Source organism: Plantactinospora sp. DSM 117369 (assembly GCF_053764795.1).
The window spans coordinates 1,047,472-1,067,453 of the sequence record NZ_CM132446.1 but is presented as its reverse complement, the minus strand read 5'-3'; the positions used below and the strand labels follow the sequence as shown (position 1 = coordinate 1,067,453).

Genomic DNA, 19,982 nt, shown 5'->3' with positions numbered 1-19,982 from the left:
CCGCGCCACGCCGCCCGGCCGGTCAGCCGTTGGCGGCGCTCGCCGCGAGCGGGCTCGCCTGCTCGGCCGCCGCCTTGGCCGCCGCGGCCTTCATGTCGCGCCTGAGGTCCTGCGGCAGCGAGAAGGTCAGCCGCTCGTCGGCCGTGGTCACCTCGGTCACGTCGGTGAAGCCCCGCGCGGCGAGATGGTCGAGCACCTCCATCACCAGGTCGTCGGGGACGCTCGCTCCGGAGGTCAGGCCGACCGTGCTGGCCCCGGCCAGCCAATCGTCGGAGATCTCCGAGGCGTAGTCGACCAGGTAGCCGGCCCGGGCGCCCGCGTCCACCGCCACCTCGACCAGCCGCACCGAGTTGGACGAGTTGCGCGAGCCGACCACGATCACCACGTCACAGTCGGCGGCGATCTCCTTGACCACGTGCTGGCGGTTCTGGGTGGCGTAGCAGATGTCGTCGCTGGGCGGCGACTGGAGCAGCGGCAGCCGGCGCTTGAGCCGGGCGACGGTCTCCATCGTCTCGTCCACCGACAGGGTCGTCTGGGAGAGCCAGACCACCTTCGACGGGTCCCGTACGGTCACCTTGTCGGCGTCGTCCGGACCGTCCACGAGCTGGATGTGCGCGGGTGCCTCACCTGAGGTGCCGATCACCTCTTCGTGCCCCTCGTGACCGATGAGCAGAATGTCGTAATCGTCCGCCGCGAACCGCCGGGCCTCGTGGTGCACCTTGGTGACCAGCGGGCAGGTGGCGTCGATCGCCTTCAGCGAGCGGGCCTTCGCCTGCTCGTAGACCTCCGGCGCCACGCCGTGCGCCGAGAAGATCACCGTCGAGCCCTCCGGCACCTCCTCGTTCTCCTCCACGAAGATGGCGCCCTGCCGCTCCAGGGTGGAGACGACGTGCTTGTTGTGCACGATCTGCTTGCGCACGTAGATCGGCGCCCCGTAGAGCTTGAGGGCCTCCTGCACGGTCTGCACGGCACGGTCGACGCCGGCACAGTAGCCGCGGGGCTTGGCCAACAGGACACGCTTGCCGGTCTGGGGTGTCGCCTGAGCCTCGGTCACCCGCCCAGTCTACGTTCCGCCCGTGGTCCCGCCCGCGGGCCGCCGTCCCGCCGGGCGGCCGGCATGGCGCGGGGCGGGCGGTGGCCGCCGTAGGCTGACCGGATGACCGAGGCCGGCATCCCGCGCAGTACCCCCGACGAGCCCTGGCCGGTCCGGGTGGTCAGCCAGAAGCTGAGCGCCTGGATCGGCAAGCTCGGCTGGGTCTGGGTGGACGGCCAGGTGGCGCAGCTCAGCCGGCGCCCCGGCGCGGCGACGGTCTTCCTCACCCTGCGCGACCCGTCGGCCGACCTCAGCCTCACCGTCACCACCAACCGGGACGTACTGGACGCCGGTGCGCCGGAGCTGGCCGAGGGCGCCCGGGTACTACTGCACGCCAAGCCCGAGTTCTACGCCGCCCGGGGCACGCTCAGCCTGCGGGCCGACGAGATCCGGCAGGTCGGGCTCGGCGAGCTGCTGGCCCGGCTGGAGAAGCTGAAGAAGCTGCTCGCCGCCGAGGGGCTCTTCGACCGGGCCCGCAAGCGCCGGCCGCCCTTCCTGCCGAGCCGGATCGGCCTGATCACCGGCCGCGCCTCGGCAGCCGAACGGGACGTGCTGACGAACGCCCAGCGCCGCTGGCCGGCGGTGCAGTTCCGTACGGTCAACGTGGCGGTGCAGGGCCCGACCGCCGTACCGCAGATCGTCGACGCGCTCAAGGTGCTCGACGCCGACCCGAGCATCGACGTGATCGTGCTGGCCCGGGGCGGTGGCAGCGTCGAGGACCTGCTCCCCTTCTCCGACGAGGCGCTGTGCCGGGCGGTCTTCGGCTGCCGTACGCCGGTGGTCAGCGCGATCGGCCACGAGACCGACGCGCCGCTGGTCGACTACGTGGCCGACCTGCGCGCCTCGACGCCGACCGACGCCGCCAAGCGGATCGTGCCGGACCTCGGCGAGGAGACCCGGCTGATCCGGATGGCCCGGGACCGGCTCGACCGGGCGATGATCGGACTTGTCGACCGGGAGGCGCACCGCCTCGACGCCTGGCGGTCCCGGCCCTCGCTCGCCCGGCCGGAGGTACTGCTCGACCAGCGGGCCGCCGACGTGACCGCGCTGCGGGACCGGGCCGTCCGCTGCGTGCAGCACCGGCTCGGCACCGCGACCGGGGAACTCCGGCACACCGTGGCGCGGCTCCGGGCCCTCTCCCCCGCCGCCACCCTGCACCGGGGGTACGCCATCGTGCAACGCGCCGACGGGCACGTCGTACGGGCACCGGATGACGTCGCCGCCGGTGACCCGCTGCGGGTACGCCTCGCCGAGGGCGAGCTGGGCGCGGTCGTCGAGCCGTAGCCGTCGCACGGGTGTGTGCGGACCGGCGTCCGGCGCCGGTGTGCTGAGATGGGACCCACCATGACTGACACGGAAGAACGCGCGAGCGGGCCGGGCGACGGACTCAGTTACGAGCAGGCCCGGGCCGAGCTGGCCACGGTGGTCGAACGGCTGGAGGCCGGCGGCACCTCGCTGGAGGAGTCGCTGGCGCTGTGGGAGCGGGGCGAGCGGCTGGCCGAGATCTGCCAGGGCTGGCTGGACGGTGCCCGGCAACGGATCGACGCCGTCCGGCAGGCCCGGGAGACCACCCAGAGCTGACCGCCGGCACCGGGAGCACCGGGCGGAGCGGCAGCGCCACCCACCCGGCACCGGTACTCACTTGTTGAACAGCTCGTACGTCTCGGGCGACGCCTCCACGACCTCGGCCGCCGGTGGCGCCTTGGCCGGGCTCGCCGCCCCGTAGTCGGAGTAGCTGACCGTCAGTTGCTGCGCCTTGCCACCGCCGACCGCCGGCAACTGGATGGTCAGCGAGGTGAGCCGGCCCTGCGCGTCGAGCTTGGCCTCGAACGGCAGCTTGGTCGCCTCGGCGCCGAGCAGCTTGACCGCGTCCTCGTCGACCATGCCGGCGTCGGTGGCCTTGGTCAGGTCGATGGTGCCGGTGTACGCGCCCTCGCCGGTCTTCTGCACGTCGACGACGGCCTTGGTCAGCGCCTCGCTGCCGGCCGGGTCGACGTCCTTGAAGTCGAAGCCCAGCCCCCGGGTACCCGTGATCTTGGACTGGTCCAGGTGCTGGTACTTGCCGGAGTTCAGCTTCTCCAGCCCCGGTACGCCCTCGGCACCGGTGATCGTCAACTTCACCCAGCTCTCCGGCTCGATGTAGACGATCTCCATGTCCATCGAGAACCCGTCGCTGCCGGCCTTCATGGTCATCTGGGCGCTCTTGCTCGGCAGGTGCACGACGCCCTGACCGTCGAGGTCACTGCCCGTCATGCTGAACCTGAAGTTACCCTTGGTGATCTCCTTGGTCGACGCGAGCAGTGCCTCCTTGGCATCCGTCGGAATCGCCGGCGAGTCGGAGCCGGAGGCGCTCGGCTCGGTGCCCGCGCCCGCGCAGGCCGTCAGAGCCGGCGCGAACAGGGCCAACGTGGCGATCGTGGCGACGCCCCAACGTCGGAATGTCACTGTCGATCCCTCCCCAGAAGGTTGCCCGGCAGGCGTGTGCCCACCGTGATGGCAGACACGAAGCGTACCGATACCGGACAACTACCGCAGGGAAGCGACTATCTGCCGCAGCTCACCCTCGGACGCCCGACCAACGACCAGTACCGTCCGGCCGGGCTCCAGCAGCACCAGGGCCGACTCGTCGGGGCGGGCCGTGTAACGCTGCCAACTGCGGCCACCCACCTCGACCGTGCCCTGCGGCCGCCCGTCGCGGGTCAGCTCGGCCCGCAGCAGCCCGTCGGCCGGCAGGCTGCTCTGCACGAGCTGCACCCCGTCGCCGTCCGGGCTGAGGTAGCCGATCCGGAGGGTCGCACCGCCGGCTTCCCGACGGAACTCGGCCAGCACGGTGCGCCAGCCGTCGGCCAGGCCGGTCGGCTCACCGACCGGGAAGGCGTTGGCGGCCCGGGCCTCCTGGAACGCGGGGGCCGGATCGACCACCACCGGCTGGTCCGCGTCGAGGACGATCCGGCCGAAGCCGATCACGACGGCGATCGGCACCAGCAGGACCAGCAGCGAGATCACCATGTCCTTGGTCGACCGCTGTGACCTGATCGCGGTCGGTACGACCCGCTCGTCGCCCGGCCCGGCGCCCTCCGACCGGTCGGCGAGGGCCGCGTCGGGTTCGCCCGGGAGCTGGTCGTCCGGGCTACGGTCGGCAGGCTGGGTGGAGTTCACCCCTCTATCTTGACAGCCTCGCCGGCAGGGCCTTCGGCCCACCGGTTACCGGGATCCGGACACCGGCCCCCCGAACCGGCGTTAAGTTGACCAGCGTGTCAGGATTCCTGACAAGGCCGGCGGCGGCGCGCCGCGCTGTGCCGGGCCACCCCGCAGTGCCGCGAGGAGGAGCCGACATGACCAACACCCGTACCCGGGTGCCACAGAACCTGGACCGCAACCTGGCCCTCGACCTCGTCCGGGTGACCGAGGCGGCGGCGATGGCCGCTGGCCGGTGGGTCGGCCGGGGCGACAAGGAGGGTGGCGACGGCGCGGCCGTCGACGCCATGCGCAAGCTGATCAACTCGATCCCGATGCGCGGCGTCGTGGTGATCGGCGAGGGCGAGAAGGACAACGCCCCGATGCTGTTCAACGGTGAGCAGGTCGGTGACGGCACCGGGCCGGAGGTCGACGTCGCGGTCGACCCGATCGACGGCACCACGCTGATGAGCAAGGGCATGCCGAACGCCCTGGCCGTGCTCGCGGTGGCCGAACGCGGCGCGATGTTCGACCCGAGCGCCGTCTTCTACATGGAGAAGCTCGCGGTCGGCCCGGTCTATGCGGACGCCGTGGACATCAACGCCGGAGTCGCGGAGAACCTGCGCCGGATCGCCAAGGTCAAGGGCACCGAGGTCTCCGACGTCACGGTCTGCGTACTCGACCGGCCCCGGCACAAGGACCTGGTGCAGCAGATCCGCCGGGCCGGCGCCGGCATCCAGTTCATCTCCGACGGCGACATCGCCGGGGCCATCGCCGCCGCCCGGGGCGAGTCCGGCGTCGACGTACTGATGGGAATCGGCGGCACCCCGGAGGGCATCACCGCGGCCTGTGCGCTGAAGTGCATGGGCGGGGCGATGCAGGCCAAGCTCTGGCCCCAGAACGACGAGGAGCGGGAGAAGGCGCTCGCCGCCGGGCACGACCTTGACCGGGTACTCACCACCGACGACCTGGTGACCGGCGACAACGCCTTCTTCGTGGCCACCGGGATCACCTCCGGCGACCTGCTGCGCGGGGTCCGCTACCGGGCCGGTGGCGCGTACACCCAGTCGATCGTGATGCGTTCCAAGAGCGGCACCATCCGGGTGATCGACTCATACCACCGGCTGGAGAAGCTGGCGCTCTATTCGGCGATCGACTTCGACGGCCGGCCCCTGGCCGAGCAGGAGTAGCCCGGGCCGGGAGGCCGTCGGCCGGACCTGGATCAGCGGGACGCCGCCGGGGTGAGCCCGGCGGTCTCCCGCAGCGCGGTGTCCAGCCCGGTCGGCTCGATGCCGAACGTCGCGGTCGCCGCCGAGGAGTCCAGCACGAACGGCCGGCGGAACTGGTACGCCGTCTCCCGCAGCTCGCGGGCCGTCGGGTCGAAGAGCCCGCCGAGCCAGAGCACCGCAGGCGGCATCGAGGCCAGCCGCGGGGCCGGGGCACCGGCCAGCTCGGCGAGCCGGGCCGCCAGCGCCCGGATCGACACCGGCGGCTGACTGGGTACGTGCCAGGGCCGCCCCCAGCCCCGCTCGTCCGCGGCAGCGGCGACCAGGGTACGGGCCACGTCGCCGACGTACGTCCAACTGTGCGGGGCGTTCAGGTCGGCCGGCACGGACGCCCGCTTCCCGGCCAGCACCTTCGGCACCGCGAGGAGGGTGAACAGGGTCTGCGCGCCCGCGCCGAGGTAGTCGGAGCCGCGTACCTCGGTCACCCGGGCCCGTCCGGCCTGGTGCGCGGCCAGCGCGTCCTGCCACATCCGCACCCGGACCTGGCCCTTCACGCCGTTCGGGCGCAGCGGCGCGCTCTCGGTGATCGGCCCGTCCACCGGCCCGTAGCCGTACAGGTTGCCGGTGGTCGCCAGCACCGCCCCGGTGCGCTCCGCCACGGCCAGCAGTACGGCGGCGATCGGCGGCCAGTCCGTCGCCCAGCGGTGGTACGCCGGGTTGGCGCAGTTGTAGAGCGCCGCCGCGTCCTTCGCCACCTCCGCCAGCCGATCCAGGTCGGCCGCGTCGGCGGCGACCCGCTCGATCCCGGGGTGCTCCGGCCCGGTGCCCCGACGGCTGACCAGCCGCACCCGCTCACCCCGGTCGGCGAGCAGCCGGGCCACGCCCTGGCCGACCGGACCGGCACCGACGATCACCTGGAGTGCCATCGACCCCACCTTTCAGATCAACTCTCTGAACTGAGAGCACCGCTCTCTGTTTGCCTCCCCACTGTGTCCCGTGGCGAGGCCGGCGTCAAGAGCACTGCTCTGATTTATGATCAGTGCCACTAAGAGCGCCGGGTGCTCTCGAAGCACGTCCGGGTGTGGCAGGGTGGCGGCATGTCCGCACCATCGATCCGGGCCCGGGTCCGTGCCGAGATGATCGAGGAGATCAAGGCGGTCGCCCGGCGGCACCTCGCGACCGAAGGCGGCAACCTCTCCCTCCGGGCCGTCGCCCGGGACCTCGGCATGGTCTCGTCGGCCATCTACCGGTACTTCCCGAGCCGGGACGCGCTGCTCACCGCGCTGATCATCGAGGCGTACCAGTCGCTCGGTGACGCGGCCGAGGCGGGTGACGCGGCAGCCGCCCGGGACGACCTGCGGGGGCGCTGGCTGGGCGTGAGCCACGCCGTACGGGCCTGGTCCCTGGCGCATCCCGCCGAGTACGCGCTGCTGTACGGCAGCCCGGTACCCGGCTACGCCGCCCCGTCCGAGACCGTCGTCCCGGCCCAGCGGGTGGCCTTCGCGCTGGTCGAGATCATGGTCGACGGGGCCGCCGCCGGCCGGCTCGCCCCACCCGACGGCACTCCCGTGCCGCCCCCGGTCCGCGTCGAGCTGGCCCGGCTGCTGGAGCAGCGCCCCGGCGCGCTCACCGAGGAGCAGCTCGCCCGCTGCATGGCCGCTTGGAGCCAACTCTTCGGCCTGGTCAGCTTCGAGGTGTTCGGCCGGTTCGCCCAGGGGGTGGTCGAGGACTGCGAGGCGTACTTCGACTACCAGATGCGGCTGATGGCCGACCTCGCCGGCCTACCCGACTAGCCGGGTCAGCCCGACCAGCCGGGTCAGCCCGCGTCGGAGGAGTGACCGGGGAAGAGGTGCGCGGCCGGGTTGATCACCACGGCCGCGTTGTTCACCGCCGTCGCGGCCTCGCCGAAACCGGTGGCGATCAGCCGGACCTTGCCCGGATATTCGGTGATGTCACCGGCGGAGAAGACCCGGGGCAGATTGGTCACCATGGTGCTGTCGACCAGGATGTGCCGCTTGTCGAGCGCCAGTCCCCACTCGGTGAGCGGGCCGAGATCGGCGGTGAAGCCCAGCGCGGCGACCACGGTATCGACCGGGATCGTCTCGGTCCCACCGCCCTTGACCGCGATGTCCGCCCCGGTCACCGCGCCCTCGCCGTGCAGCGTCGTCACCTCGGCGTTGACCACGATGCGTACCGGCAGTTCGCGTACCCGGTCGACGGTGGCGGCGTGGGCCCGGAACTTCTCCCGGCGGTGCACCAGGGTGACCGACCGGGCCAGGGGTTGCAGCGCCAGCGCCCAGTCGAACGCCGAGTCGCCGCCGCCGACGATCAGCACGTCCTGCCCGGCGAGGTCGGCGAGGTGCGGTACGAAGAAGACGATGCCGCTGCCGACGAAGTTCTCGGCGGCGGGCAGCGGGCGGGGGGTGAAGCTGCCCAGCCCGGCGGTGACGATGATCGCGCCGCACCGCAGGATGTCGCCGTTGGCCAGGCTGAGCACCGGCTTGCCGTCCAGGTACGACAACTTCTCCGCGCGTACTCCGAGCAGGTATTCGGGGTTGAACGACGCGGCCTGGGTGACCAGGTTGGCGACCAGATCGCGGCCCTTGATCGAAGGGAACCCGGCGACGTCGTAGATGACCTTCTCCGGGTACATGGCGGTGACCTGTCCGCCCGGTTCGGGCAGCACGTCGATGACCGCGACCGACAACCCCCGGAACCCGGCGTAGTAGGCGGCGAAGAGCCCGGTGGGGCCGGCCCCGATTATCGCGACATCGACCTCACGCATGTGCTCACCGTCGCTCTCCGACCACGGACTGATCAACAGCTGTGCTGATCCGACCGTAGGCGGACAACAGGCATCGAAGCAATAGCCGTCCCACCGGCGGGTGTACGGGGGGTCAGGGCAGGGTCATCGTGGACTCCGACCGGTACGGGTCGTCGTCGCGGGGCCGGCGTCGCCGGAAGACCACCGCGGCCACCAGACCGCCGAGCAGCCCGAAGAGGTGCCCCTGCCAGGAGATCGGTTCGTCGGTGGGTAGCACCCCGAGCAGTTGCCAGCCGTAGAGCAGCCCGACCAGCAGCACGACCCCGAAGTTCCACCAGCTCCGTTCCACGATCCCGCGCATGAAGAGCAGGCCGAGGTAGCCGAAGACCACCCCGCTGGCCCCGACCACGATCGACTGGGGCGATCCGGTGATCCACACGCCGAGCCCGCTAACGAACATGATCAGGAGTGTGGAGTAGAGGAACCGCCGCGCCCCGGTGGCGAGTACGAAGGTGCCGAGCAGGATCAGCGGGATGCTGTTGCTGTAGAGGTGGTCGAAGCCGTGGTGCAGGAACGGCCCGAAAAAGATGCCGTCGAGCCCGGCGACGCTCCGGGGCATGATCCCGGCGGTGGTGTCGAATCCGGCGTTCAGCCAGACGTCGAGCGCCTCGATCACGAAGAGCACCGGCACCACGGCGCACATCGCGACGAAGGCCCGACCGAGCGCCGCGTAGAAGGCTTCGGTGCCGAACCGGTTGGGGTCGTTGCCGCGGGACATCGGGTCGAACGTCACCCTCACGTTGCTATCAGCTTCCCGGGCCAACCGCCACCGGAGCCCGCCGACAGGGCCGCACCCGACGGAAAGAGCGGGGACTCGGACCGTCCGGTCCGGGCCCCCGCTCTCCTGTGCTCAGTAGTAGCCCTCGTTTTGGAAGAACTCCCAGGCGCCGCACGGCGTGTCGTACCGGCCCTTGACGTAACCCAGCCCCCACTTGATCTGGGTCGCCGGGCTGGTCCGCCAGTCGCTGCCGACCGAGCCCATCTTGCTGCCCGGCAGAGCCTGCGGGATGCCGTACGCCCCGGACGACCTGTTCTCGGCCTTGTGGTTCCAGCCGCTCTCCTTGGTCCAGAGCTTGTCCAGGCAGGGCATCTCAGCGATCTTGAAGCCCGCGTCGAGCAGCAGGGCACAGCCGATCTTGCGGTTACCGCTGTATTCGTTGCACGAGGCGGGGATCGGCCCGGTGTACGGCTTGGTGGCCCCCTCCGCCTCCTCCTTCTCCTGCTTCTCGCGTTCGCGCTTACGGCTCGCGGCCTGCTCGGCCTTCTTGGCCCGCTCCGCCGCCGCCTTGGCGACCTCGGCCGCCTTGCGGGCGGCTTCCGCCTCGGCGGCCCGCTGCGCGGCGGTGGCGCGGATGTGCGCCGCGTGCCGCTCGCGGAGCAGGTCCCACTCCGCCTGCTGCGCGTCGAACGCCGACTCGGCCTCGATGCTGTGTTGCTGCGCTTCCCGGTCCTCGCCGAGGTAGTAACCACCGCCGACGCCCCCCAGGAGCAGGGCGACGGCGATTCCCCGGACACCGAACCGGCTCCACAGCCGACTCACAAAGTGGTCCTCTCGTCGGGGGCAAGGACGCGGCGCGCCGGAAGCGGGAACGCCCGCTGGTCACGCCGCGAGCGCCCCGACCCGGCGGGCCGCGACCCCGACCGACCGCTGCCCGTCGGTGCCTCCGCCCGTGAGGAGAACTGATCTCCAGCTATGCCCCTGGGACGTGGGCGCTCGAAGGACACGATTGCGCAAGGTGAGGCGGTTGGGAAACGAGAGGCACAATTTGTGAATTGGGTCACACCATTTATCGGCACGAGATAGGACAAAGGGGACTGCTACTCCGCCTGCCGGAGCGGTCACCCGCTACAACGGGATGTCCTCCAGCAGATCCGTGACCACCTCCGCGATCGGGGACCGCTCGGACCGGGTCAGGGTGACATGGGCGAAGATCGGGTGTCCCTTCAGCGCCTCGATCACCGCCGTCACACCGTCGTGCCGGCCGACCCGCAGGTTGTCCCGCTGGGCGACGTCGTGGGTGAGCACCACCCGGGAGCCCTGCCCCACCCGGGACAGCACGGTGAGCAGCACCCCGCGTTCCAGCGACTGGGCCTCGTCGACGATGACGAAGGCGTCGTGCAGGCTCCGCCCCCGGATGTGGGTCAGCGGCAGGACCTCCAGCATCCCCCGGGCCAGTACCTCCTCCATCACGTTCTCGTGCACCACCGCGCCGAGGGTGTCGAAGACCGCCTGCGCCCAGGGCGACATCTTCTCCGCCTCCGAGCCGGGCAGGTAGCCGAGTTCCTGGCCGCCGACGGCGTACAGCGGGCGGAAGACGATGACCTTCTTGTGCCGGCGCCGCTCCATCACCGCCTCCAGACCGGCGCAGAGCGCCAGCGCGGACTTCCCGGTGCCGGCCCGGCCGCCGAGCGAGACGATGCCGATCGACTCGTCCAGCAGCAGGTCGAGCGCGACCCGCTGCTCGGCCGAACGGCCACGCAGGCCGAACGCCTCCCGGTCACCGCGGACCAGGCGTACGGTCTTGTCCGGCAGCACCCGGCCCAGCGCGGAGCCGCGCGGCGAGTGCAGCACCAGGCCGGTGTGCGTGGGCAGTCCGGCGGCGTCGTCCAGATCCAGCGCCGCGCCGTCGTAGAGCTGGTTGACCTGCTCCTCGCCCAACTCAAGCTCGGCCATGCCGGTCCAGGTCGGATCGCTGGCCTGGCCGTGCCGGTACTCGTCGGCGGTCAGCCCCACCGACGCCGCCTTGACCCGCAGCGGCATGTCCTTGCTGACCAGCGTGACCGTCCGGCCCTCGGCCGCCAGGTTGAGCGCGACCGACAGGATCCGGGTGTCGTTGGACTCGGTACGGAACCCCGGCGGCAGTACGCCGTCGTCGGCGTGGTTCAGCTCCACCCGCAGCGTCCCGCCCGCGTCGTTCGCCGGTACCGGCTGGTCCAGCCGGCCGTGCTTGACCCGCAGCTCGTCGAGCATCCGCAGCGACTGGCGGGCGAACCAGCCCAGTTCCGGATGGTGGCGCTTCCCCTCCAGCTCCGAGATCACCACCAGTGGCACCACCACCTCGTGCTCGGCGAACCGGTGGAAGGCGCCGGGGTCGGAGAGCAGCACCGAGGTGTCCAGGACGTACGCCCGGCGTTCTGGTGCGGGCTCCGCACTGGCGGCCGGCTCGGACGTCCGGGTGCGGCGTCCGCTCCTGGCTCGCCCCGGGGTCTTGGTGGCGGCCGGGTTCTGGTCGTCGGCCCGAGGGGTGGTACGGCGATTCGTCACAGGCCTGCTCCGGCGGGCGTGCACCCGTCCACCCGCGTTCCGCCTCGTCCGGTGCCCGGAGACACGGGGTCGGATGCAGGCCCCGTGGCACGTGCAGTCGCAGAGTCCGGGCCGGCCGGCTGGCCCGGGACGACCCCGTGCCATGCGTAGACGCTAACCGGGAGATGCCAGCTTGGGCTAGGGCGCACAACTGTGCGACTTCGCACGACGCCGGGCGGCGGACCGGCCGGGATGCATGCCCCCTGCGCGCATCCCGGCCGGTGGGATCACCGTCACCGGTCTGACGTGATCCCGACGGTGCGGGTCCTCACGGACCGGCGCACCGTGCTCGCGGGTGACCACTCACCCCAACCGCGCCGCCGGTCAGGCATTCCTGACGGCGAGGGCGTCGGTGGAGTGCCGTCCGCCGTTGGTCGCGGTCCCCGCGAAAGAGGCGCCCGTATACGTCGTTCCCTGACCTACGACGGTGTGGGCGATGTGCGATGTGCTGGGTGATGGCACCGCCAACACCGAGGCGATGGCCGCCTGCGCCTCTCTACGCCGACGGTTCCAGGCCCCCCGGTCCCCGTCGAAATATCCCTGGCGGTAGCCGAACCGGTAACCGAGCCGGTAGCTGAGCTGGCCGTGCAGCCGTCCGGCCGCATAGCTGGCCGAGACGAGCAGCAGCAGGCCGAAGACCATGAAGAACGGACTCACCGCGTCTCCTCGCGCCGCTCGCCGATGCCGCGTCGCCCACCGACGCCACGAGTTCGAGACCTGAGCCGGCCGGTCCGTCCAGAACGCCCGCTCATGCCGGCACTCCCCTGCGCTCCGCGCCGCCATGAGACACATTCGCACTGAGCCGGCCGGTTCGCTGGTAACTCTCGCTCACGCAATCTCCTCGCTCCGCTCGTCGCTGTCCTGGGTTCCACACCCGGCCGACCGGTCGTCGGCCGGGTCACTTCTCCTCCGGGTCGACGGAGGTCGGGTCGAAGGAGGTGGGATCGGTGATGAGCAGCCGGTCGAGATCTTCCGTGCTCACCTCCTCGACCAGTTCGACACTGATCCGGCAGCCGTCCAGCACGACCTCGGCAACCGAGGCCCGCCGGATCTCGCCGCCGGCGTCGTAGACCCGGACGCTCAACTCCGGGCAGCCGAGGTGGGTCCGCCAGGAGTTCCACTCCGCACGGTCGCCGACGTTGAGCGAGAGGTAGCGGCAGCCGCGCGCCAGGTAGAGCCGCCATGGCGCACTGAGACCGGCGGCGACGCCGTCGGCGATCAGACCGAATGCCTGGGCCCGGGTTGCTAGTTCGGTCACCGGACTCCTCCAGTCGCGAGGGTGTCACCCCTGCGAGCACGAAACGTCTCATGCACGAGACACACGGTAGGGCGTAACGTACGCGTGACAGTATCAGCTTTTCGTCTGATTACCCCCACACCTACGTACACCTATTGTTGCCACGTGATACCCCTCAGCACAAGCAAGAGCACCGCGCGCCGGAAAAGTGAGCCGTTGTCACGCACGCAGTACAGGCTGACCGCAGTCCCCCCGGAACCGGGCACCTGGCCGTACCGTCACCGGGTGCCGGACCGCGCCCACGGACGGAAGATCGCGTTCGCTGCCTTCGTACGCAAGGCACTCGACGACGCCCGCACGACCCGCGCCTGGACCGGCACGGAGGTCTCCCGGCGTACCGGTGTGTCCCGCCAGACCATCAACCGTTGGGTACGCGGCGAGTGGGCCAGCGATCCCGAGGCCGCCCGGGTGGTCGCGTTCTGCGAGGGCCTGGGGCTGGATCCGAGTGTCGCGTTCGGAGTCCTCGGCTGGGACCGGGCCACCCCGTCCCGGCCGGCCCCGAGCGCCCCGCCGATGGATCCGGACGTCGAGGCGCTGCTGCGCCGGCTGGTCGACCCTAACGTCTCGGACGCGGAGAAGTTCCACATTCGAGAGACCATCCGTTATCTGGCATATCGTCCTCCTCTGCCGCTGGACGTCCGAAAAGGCCGAAAGCAAGCCGGGTAGTTACTCAGATGGCGCAACTTCGCGCATGAGTCCCAACCAATCAGCTCCAGGAATCAATCAGTCGCGCTAACGTCCCTGCGTACTGCTTGGGCTCGTCGTCGGCGGGGGGACGGGACAAGGCCGAATTCAGCCCTGCGGGACAGAAGGAGGGGTCAGCCATGACCCTGAAGTGGATGGCTGTCGTTGTCGCGGCGGTGTCCCTGACCTTGTGCGTGACCGCGAACGTCGTGGTCGGGACGGTGCGCGGCGGCGACCCGGTGCCGTTCCTCGTGAACGTGCTCGCCATTACCGCCACCGGTACCGCCATCGTCCTGGCCGTCGTCGCCGATCTCCACGAGCGGCTCAATGCCCGGATCACCGCACTCACCGAGTTCCTGATCGCCCGACTGAACGAGCTCGACCGCAACACCGGAGACCACAACACCGGTTTCGTCGAGGGCTACCTGCTGAGCCGCAACCAGGACTCGGTGGTGCCGATCGGGCCCCGACTGCACGGCCGCCGGGCGATGCTCGGCGGCGACGACTGAGCTTCCCACCTCCGAGCCGACCACGGCGAGAAGGGGAGATCGCCGTCAGCAGCTCCGCCGGCCGGTTGCCGTGCCAGCCGCCCGGCAGACACCCACCCGTACCACCGGCGGGTCGCCACCGCGACGATCGAGGTTGCCGCCTCGACGAGTGAGACGTTTTCGCTTCGACGTCTGCGGCGGCAACCCGCCGGGGTACGCTGACGCCCGTGCGGCCGATCAACGCGGGGGGCGAGCCCCCGACCCGTCCACTGACTGCCGAGCAGGCATGGCGGGCGACCGCCGAGCGGGCCGGGCGCTGTGTCCTGTTCTTCGACTTCGACGGCACACTCGCCCCGGTCCGGGACGATCCGACGACCGTCGAGCCGGCCCCCAAGGCGCTGGCCGCGATCACCGCGCTCACCGAGGTGGTGCAGCGGGTGGCCATCGTTTCGGCCCGACCGGTGGAGTTCCTCCGCGACCGGTTCGCCGGCGCGCCCGGCGTGGACCTCTACGGCCTCTACGGGCTGGAGCACCTGCACGCCTCGGGCGAGACCATCACCGAGGAGGCCGCGCTGCCGTTCGTACCCACCATGGCCGAACTCGCCGACCGCGCCCGGGCCGAGTTGCCCGCGGGCACGCTGGTGGAATACAAGCGGCTCTCCGTCGCCCTGCACTACCGCACCGCCCCACACCTGGCCGAGCAGGTCGAACGGTGGGGTCGGGACCAGGCCGACCGGCTGGGCCTGCGGGTGCAGGTCGGCCGGATGGTGCTGGAGCTCAAGCCGCCCGTCGACCGGGACAAGGGGATGGTGATCGACGAGGCGGTCCGGGACGCCGGCTGCGCCTGGTATTTCGGTGACGACGTCTCGGACCTCAAGGCGTTCGCCGCCCTGCGCGCTCGCGAGGCGGTCGGCCCGGACTTCTTCGGCGTATGTGTCGCGGTGGCCAACCCGGAGACCGGCGACGAGGTCTCGACCGCCGCCGACCTGAACATCGAGTCCCCGGAGGCGCTCGGCGACTTCCTCACCGAGGCCCTGCACCGGCTGACCTGACCGGCGCCGCGCCAGGCGGCCGGCGGCCGGCGGCCGGCACGCCACCCCGGTCACCCGGCGGGCTGGCTATGCGCCGTACCGGCGTTGCCGGTTGGCGTACGAGCGCAGGGCGCGCAGGAAGTCGACGCGCCGGAAATCCGGCCAGTTCAGTTCGCAGAAGTAGAACTCGGAGTGCGCCGACTGCCAGAGCAGGAACCCGGAGAGCCGCTGCTCGCCACTGGTCCGGATGACCAGGTCGGGATCGGGCTGCCCCCGGGTGTAGAGGTGCTCCGCGATGTGGTCCACGTCGAGCACCTCGGCGAGTTCCTCGATGGTGCCGCCGGACGCCGCGTGCTCGTAGAGCAGGGACCGGACCGCGTCGGCGATCTCCCGCCGGCCGCCGTAGCCGACCGCGATGTTGACCTGCGCCCCGCCGACCCGGTCCTGGGTACGCTCCTGCGCCGACTTGAGCGTGATGGCGGTCTGCGCCGGCAGCAGGTCGAGCGCGCCGACCATCCGCAGCCGCCAGGGATTGCCCTCCTCGGCCAGCTCGACCACCAGGTCCTCGATGATCTGCACCAGCGGATCCAGCTCGCTGGCCGGCCGGCGCAGGTTGTCGGTGGCCAGCAGATAGAGCGTGACGTGCCCGATCCCGGCCTGGTCGCACCAGCCCAGCACATCTTTGATCTTGGCGGCGCCGACCCGGTGCCCGTCGTTGGGGTCGACATACCCCATCTCCCTGGCCCAGCGCCGATTGCCGTCGCACATCACCCCGACGTGCTTCGGCACGGGTTTGCCGGCGAGCTTCGCCGTCAGCCGTCGCTCATACACCGAGTAGATCAGGTCGCGCAGACTCATCCCTTGCAGCGTACCGATCAGAGTCGACTACGGAAGTGCCGGCTGGCCGAGCCGGCCACCGCGCCGGCGACCCTGGTCAATGTCCGGGCATCCAGCCGGCCGTCACCCAGGCCCAGTTCGACCAGGGCCCGGAAGACCCGGGCGTCCCGGTCGGCGGCCCGGACCACCCCGTCCACCACCGGTGCCCGGCGGGCCAGCCAGGCCACCGCAGAGCTGTCCCGCAGGTGAGCGCCGAGCCGGGCCCGCAGCGCGGCGGCGTACCGGTCGGCGGCGGCGTACGGCGCCGTGGCGGCGGCCGCCCCGGCCAGCGCCCCGGAGAGGACAGCGTAGAAGATCCCCTCGCCGGTGAACGGGTTGACCAGCGACAGCGCGTCCCCGGCCAGCACGATCCGGCCCCGCCCCGGCGCCGGACGGCGGGTGGAGAGCGGCAGGTGGTGCGCCCGCAGCCCGGTGACGGCCGCCGGGTCGATCTCGGGAAGCAGCGCCGCCAACCGGTCCAGCAGTTCCGTCCGGCGCAGCGGGCGGCCGGCCAGCACCTCGCCGTACCCGACGTTCGCCCGGCCGTCGCCGATCGGGAACGACCAGGCGTAGCCGGGCCAGTGCGCCGCCGAGGTGACGATCCGCTGCTCGGCCGGGCCGGCGGCGTCCGGGGCGTACCCCCGGATGGCCAGCGCCAGGTGGCCGTCGGGATTGGCGCCGTGCCCGAGCGCCCGCCGGACCACCGAACCGGCGCCGTCGGCACCGACCACGGCGCGGGCGGCCACCGTACCGTCGAGCAGTACCAGGCCGTCGGAGCACTCGATCCGCCGCACCGCGTGCCGGCGCAGTTCCGCGCCGGCCGCGAGCGCCGCCGCCACCAGCCGGGCGTCGAAGACCCGGCGGGGCACCGTGTACGCCGGCCGCGGCAGCCGCCGCGCCACGTTCCCGCCGCCGGGGGCCACCAGCCGCAGCGCCGGCACCGGCCGGTAACCGGACACCGGGTCGGAAACGCCCAGTTCGGCGAGTACGTCGAGCGCGTGCGCGGCGATCCCGTCCCCGCAGGCCTTGTCCCGGGGAAAGTCGGCCCGGTCCAGCAGCAGCACCCGCGCTCCCGCCCGGCGGGCCGCCAGCGCGGCGCTGGCCCCGGCCGGACCGGCACCCACCACCGCGACGTCGACGGTCTCCACCGCGGATCAGCTCAGCCCGACCGGGCGGCGGCGGGGACCCGGGCCGAGGGTTCCGCCCGGGCGGCTCGGGCGGCCCGGCGCAGCGCGTAGAGGGTCAGCCCGGCGGCCACCACCAGCGGCGCACCGTCCCGGACCAGGCCGTCGACCCCGAGCAGCAGCCAGCAGAACGCCAGGTCGACCGCGACCACCAGCACGCTGATCAGCACCAGCAGCCCACCGGCCCAGGTCTTGTCCCGGAGCAGGAAGAAGGTACTGAACAGCACCGCGTAGTTGACCCCGATGCCGATGCCGAACCACAGCACCACGGTAGGCACCGCGAGCAGGCGGCCGTCGAGAATCGTGCCGATTGCCACCAGGCAGGGCACCAGGGTCAACGGCCCGTACGTGAAGGCGGCGACCCGGGCGGTGAGCAGCCAGCCGGCGACCGGCGGCCGACGCGGGGCGACCTCCCGCCAAGAGACGCCCCGCCGGTCGACGACCAGCCGGCTCGGGTGCCGGACCAGGTAGTCCCGCAGCGGCGGCGACCGGTACAGCAGCCAGACGACGGCGGCGCAGAGTGCGGCCAGCACGGCGAAGCCGAGTACTCCGGGCAGCGCCGGTACGCCGGCCCGGGGCACGATCAGCCGGCCGACCGCGAAGACCGTGGTCACCGCGAGGATCAGCCCGAGCGGGCGGGCGCCGGCCCGGCCCCGCCGGACGTGCCGGATCAGGATCAGGAACCCGAGGGTACGCAGCAGCGCCCAGCCGCTGCGTACCGCCAGCCCGAAACCGCGGTCGGCGGCGTACCACCAGTTGAGCACGTCGACCGCGACGGTGGCCGCCGCGGTCGCGGCGAGCAGCCAGGTCAGCGCACGGACGGCGGACGGCCGCCGGACCTCGGTCGCGGCGGCCGTCGTCATGCCGTCGATGATGCCCGGTACGGGCTACCCGCACACCCGCCCGGGCGTGTCCCTGCCGGGCCGCTACCGGCCCGAGCGGGGCTGGTCCACCCCGACCCGGGCCGCCTCGTCGTCGAGCCGGGCCCGCAGCGCGTCCAGCTCGGCCCAGAGCACGCCCGGCAGCTTGTCACCGAACTTCTCGAACCACTCGGTGACCATCGGCAGTTCGTCGCGCCACTCCTCGACGTCGACCCGGGTGGCGATGCGGAGATCCTCCGCGCTCATGTCGAGCCCGTCGACGTCGAGCGCGCCGGGTGCCGGTACGAAGCCGATCGGCGTCTCGACCGCCTCGGCCCGGCCCTCCAGGCGCTCGACGATCCACTTGAGCACCCGGGAGTTCTCGCCGAAGCCGGGCCAGATGAAGTCGCCGTCGGCGTTCTTCCGGAACCAGTTGACGTAGTAGATCTTCGGCAGCTTCGACTCGTCGCCGTCGGTGCCCTTGCCCATCTCGATCCAGTGCCGGAAGTAGTCCCCGCCGTGGTAGCCGATGAACGGCAGCATGGCCATCGGGTCCCGGCGGACCACGCCGACCTCGCCGGAGGCGGCGGCGGTGGTCTCCGAGGAGAGGGTCGCTCCCATGTAGACGCCGTGCACCCAGTCCCGGGCCTCGGTGATCAGCGGGATGGTGTCCTTGCGCCGCCCACCGAACAGGATCGCGTCGATCGGTACGCCGTTCGGGTCGTTGAACTCGTCGGCCACGATCGGGCACTGGAGCAGCGGGGTGCAGAACCGGCTGTTGGCGTGCGAGGAGAGTTCCCCGCTCTCCGGCGTCCAGTCCCGACCCTTCCAGTCGATGAGGTGGGCCGGCGGCTCGCTCATCCCCTCCCACCAGATGTCGCCGTCGTCGGTCAGTCCGACGTTGGTGAAGATGGAGTTCCCCAGGTCGATGGTGCGCATCGCGTTGGCGTTGGTCTTCCAGCCGGTGCCGGGCGCGACGCCGAAGAGGCCGTACTCGGGGTTGACCGCGTAGAGCCGGCCGTCGGGGCCGAACTTCATCCAGGCGATGTCGTCGCCGATGGTCTCGACCTTCCAGCCCGGAATGGTCGGTTCCAACATGGCGAGGTTGGTCTTGCCGCAGGCGGACGGGAAGGCGCCGGCGATGTAGTGCACCGACCCCTCCGGCGAGGTCAGCTTCATGATGAGCATGTGCTCGGCGAGCCAGCCCTCGTCCCGGGCCATCACGCTGGCGATCCGCAGCGAGTAGCACTTCTTGCCGAGCAGCGAGTTGCCGCCGTAGCCGGAGCCGAAGGACCAGATCTCCCGGGTTTCCGGGAAGTGCGAGATGTACTTGGTGTCGTTGCACGGCCACGCGACGTCCGGCTGGCCCGGCTCCAGCGGCGCGCCGATCGAGTGCAACGCGTGCACGAAGTCGGCGTTCTCCCCCATCCCGGCCAGCACCTTCGTGCCCATCCGGGTCATGATGCGCATGGACGCGACGACGTACGGGCTGTCGGTGATCTCGACACCGAACATCGGCTGTTCCGCCTCGAGCGGGCCCATGCAGAACGGAATGACGTACATGGTCCGACCGCGCATCGAACCTCGGTAGAGGTCGGTCATGATGCGCTTCATCTCGGCCGGGGCCATCCAGTTGTTGGTGGGCCCGGCGTCGGCCTCGTCGACCGAGCAGATGAAGGTACGGTCCTCGGCCCGGGCCACATCGGAGGGATCGGTACGCCCCCAGAACGAGTTCGGCTTGCGGGCCGGATCGAGGCGCACGAGCGTGCCGGCGTCGACCAGTTCGTCGGTGAGGCGCTGCCATTCCTCGTCCGAGCCGTCTGCCCAGACGACCTGGTCCGGGCTGGTGAGTTCGGCTACCTCTTTGACCCAGGCGAGTAGTTTCGGATGGCTTGTCGGAGCTTGATCGAGACCCCGGATAGTAGCCGGAGCGGCCAT

21 protein-coding genes are annotated in these 19,982 nt (G+C 71.4%); 7 read left to right on the top strand and 14 right to left on the bottom strand.

Features of this window, described 5'->3' with window-relative positions; all coding sequences use genetic code 11:
* Window positions 1-22: 22 nt before the first annotated feature.
* Window positions 23-1,054 (bottom strand): 4-hydroxy-3-methylbut-2-enyl diphosphate reductase, encoded by a 1,032-nt coding sequence (locus ACSMXO_RS04930; RefSeq protein WP_346260387.1) that lies wholly within the window; start codon window positions 1,052-1,054, stop codon window positions 23-25.
* Window positions 1,055-1,156: 102 nt separating this feature from the next.
* Here ACSMXO_RS04930 and xseA point away from each other — a divergent pair, with 102 nt between their 5' ends.
* Together xseA and ACSMXO_RS04920 are read left to right on the top strand one after the other, a co-directional pair.
* Window positions 1,157-2,377 (top strand): exodeoxyribonuclease VII large subunit, encoded by a 1,221-nt coding sequence (xseA, locus tag ACSMXO_RS04925; RefSeq protein ID WP_455416844.1) that lies wholly within the window; start codon window positions 1,157-1,159, stop codon window positions 2,375-2,377.
* Between the two features lie 60 nt (window positions 2,378-2,437).
* On the top strand, window positions 2,438-2,674 hold the full coding sequence (locus ACSMXO_RS04920; RefSeq protein ID WP_346260385.1) for an exodeoxyribonuclease VII small subunit: 237 nt from the start codon (window positions 2,438-2,440) through the stop codon (window positions 2,672-2,674).
* Window positions 2,675-2,731: 57 nt separating this feature from the next.
* On the opposite strand, the gene ACSMXO_RS04915 is transcribed toward ACSMXO_RS04920, so the two are convergent.
* The gene (locus tag ACSMXO_RS04915; protein ID WP_346260384.1) at window positions 2,732-3,538 is read right to left on the bottom strand and encodes a hypothetical protein; all 807 of its coding nucleotides are present in this window, start codon (window positions 3,536-3,538) and stop codon (window positions 2,732-2,734) included.
* A gap of 81 nt (window positions 3,539-3,619) precedes the next feature.
* The gene (locus ACSMXO_RS04910; protein WP_455416843.1) at window positions 3,620-4,252 is read right to left on the bottom strand and encodes a DUF4245 domain-containing protein; all 633 of its coding nucleotides are present in this window, start codon (window positions 4,250-4,252) and stop codon (window positions 3,620-3,622) included.
* Window positions 4,253-4,428: 176 nt separating this feature from the next.
* On the opposite strand from ACSMXO_RS04910, the gene glpX reads away from it, so the two are divergent.
* On the top strand, window positions 4,429-5,460 hold the full coding sequence (gene glpX / locus ACSMXO_RS04905; protein ID WP_455416842.1) for a class II fructose-bisphosphatase: 1,032 nt from the start codon (window positions 4,429-4,431) through the stop codon (window positions 5,458-5,460).
* A gap of 32 nt (window positions 5,461-5,492) precedes the next feature.
* On the opposite strand, the gene ACSMXO_RS04900 is transcribed toward glpX, so the two are convergent.
* Window positions 5,493-6,422, bottom strand: a complete 930-nt coding sequence (locus ACSMXO_RS04900) for an NAD-dependent epimerase/dehydratase family protein (RefSeq protein ID WP_455416841.1) — start codon at window positions 6,420-6,422, stop codon at window positions 5,493-5,495.
* A gap of 171 nt (window positions 6,423-6,593) precedes the next feature.
* Here ACSMXO_RS04900 and ACSMXO_RS04895 point away from each other — a divergent pair, with 171 nt between their 5' ends.
* Window positions 6,594-7,289 (top strand): TetR/AcrR family transcriptional regulator, encoded by a 696-nt coding sequence (locus ACSMXO_RS04895; protein ID WP_455416840.1) that lies wholly within the window; start codon window positions 6,594-6,596, stop codon window positions 7,287-7,289.
* Window positions 7,290-7,312: 23 nt separating this feature from the next.
* Here ACSMXO_RS04895 and ACSMXO_RS04890 read toward each other — a convergent pair whose 3' ends face one another.
* The 6 genes from ACSMXO_RS04890 to ACSMXO_RS04865 all read right to left on the bottom strand — a co-directional run bounded on the left by ACSMXO_RS04890 (window position 7,313) and on the right by ACSMXO_RS04865 (window position 12,882).
* Window positions 7,313-8,281: an NAD(P)/FAD-dependent oxidoreductase gene (locus ACSMXO_RS04890; protein WP_455416839.1), complete on the bottom strand. Its 969-nt coding sequence runs from the start codon at window positions 8,279-8,281 to the stop codon at window positions 7,313-7,315.
* Window positions 8,282-8,393: 112 nt separating this feature from the next.
* Window positions 8,394-9,038, bottom strand: a complete 645-nt coding sequence (locus ACSMXO_RS04885) for a rhomboid family intramembrane serine protease (protein WP_346260428.1) — start codon at window positions 9,036-9,038, stop codon at window positions 8,394-8,396.
* A gap of 132 nt (window positions 9,039-9,170) precedes the next feature.
* Window positions 9,171-9,860, bottom strand: coding sequence for an aggregation-promoting factor C-terminal-like domain-containing protein (locus ACSMXO_RS04880; RefSeq protein WP_455416838.1), 690 nt, complete (start codon window positions 9,858-9,860; stop codon window positions 9,171-9,173).
* Window positions 9,861-10,166: 306 nt separating this feature from the next.
* Window positions 10,167-11,585 (bottom strand): PhoH family protein, encoded by a 1,419-nt coding sequence (locus ACSMXO_RS04875; protein WP_455416837.1) that lies wholly within the window; start codon window positions 11,583-11,585, stop codon window positions 10,167-10,169.
* Window positions 11,586-11,948: 363 nt separating this feature from the next.
* A complete protein-coding gene (locus ACSMXO_RS04870; protein WP_455416836.1) occupies window positions 11,949-12,281 on the bottom strand; it encodes a hypothetical protein in 333 nt (110 codons plus the stop codon).
* Between the two features lie 241 nt (window positions 12,282-12,522).
* Window positions 12,523-12,882: a hypothetical protein gene (locus tag ACSMXO_RS04865; protein WP_455416835.1), complete on the bottom strand. Its 360-nt coding sequence runs from the start codon at window positions 12,880-12,882 to the stop codon at window positions 12,523-12,525.
* A gap of 264 nt (window positions 12,883-13,146) precedes the next feature.
* Between ACSMXO_RS04865 and ACSMXO_RS04860 the strand changes: the two genes are divergently transcribed.
* The 3 genes from ACSMXO_RS04860 (at window position 13,147) to otsB (ending at window position 15,145) form a co-directional block, all read left to right on the top strand.
* A complete protein-coding gene (locus ACSMXO_RS04860) occupies window positions 13,147-13,587 on the top strand; it encodes a helix-turn-helix domain-containing protein (RefSeq protein WP_346260375.1) in 441 nt (146 codons plus the stop codon).
* 158 nt (window positions 13,588-13,745) lie between these two features.
* Window positions 13,746-14,114, top strand: coding sequence for a hypothetical protein (locus ACSMXO_RS04855; RefSeq protein WP_346260374.1), 369 nt, complete (start codon window positions 13,746-13,748; stop codon window positions 14,112-14,114).
* A gap of 206 nt (window positions 14,115-14,320) precedes the next feature.
* Window positions 14,321-15,145: a trehalose-phosphatase gene (gene otsB, locus ACSMXO_RS04850; RefSeq protein WP_346260373.1), complete on the top strand. Its 825-nt coding sequence runs from the start codon at window positions 14,321-14,323 to the stop codon at window positions 15,143-15,145.
* Window positions 15,146-15,211: 66 nt separating this feature from the next.
* Here the strand turns inward: otsB and ACSMXO_RS04845 are convergent, their stop codons facing one another.
* The 4 genes from ACSMXO_RS04845 to ACSMXO_RS04830 form a co-directional block, all read right to left on the bottom strand.
* On the bottom strand, window positions 15,212-15,982 hold the full coding sequence (locus ACSMXO_RS04845; protein WP_318397611.1) for an isoprenyl transferase: 771 nt from the start codon (window positions 15,980-15,982) through the stop codon (window positions 15,212-15,214).
* Window positions 15,983-15,999: 17 nt separating this feature from the next.
* Window positions 16,000-17,148 carry a geranylgeranyl reductase family protein gene (locus ACSMXO_RS04840; RefSeq protein WP_455416834.1) on the bottom strand — a complete coding sequence of 383 codons (1,149 nt, stop codon included), beginning with the start codon at window positions 17,146-17,148 and terminating at the stop codon, window positions 16,000-16,002.
* Between the two features lie 11 nt (window positions 17,149-17,159).
* Window positions 17,160-18,047, bottom strand: coding sequence for a hypothetical protein (locus ACSMXO_RS04835; RefSeq protein ID WP_455416833.1), 888 nt, complete (start codon window positions 18,045-18,047; stop codon window positions 17,160-17,162).
* Between the two features lie 63 nt (window positions 18,048-18,110).
* Window positions 18,111-19,982, bottom strand: a complete 1,872-nt coding sequence (locus ACSMXO_RS04830) for a phosphoenolpyruvate carboxykinase (GTP) (protein ID WP_455416832.1) — start codon at window positions 19,980-19,982, stop codon at window positions 18,111-18,113.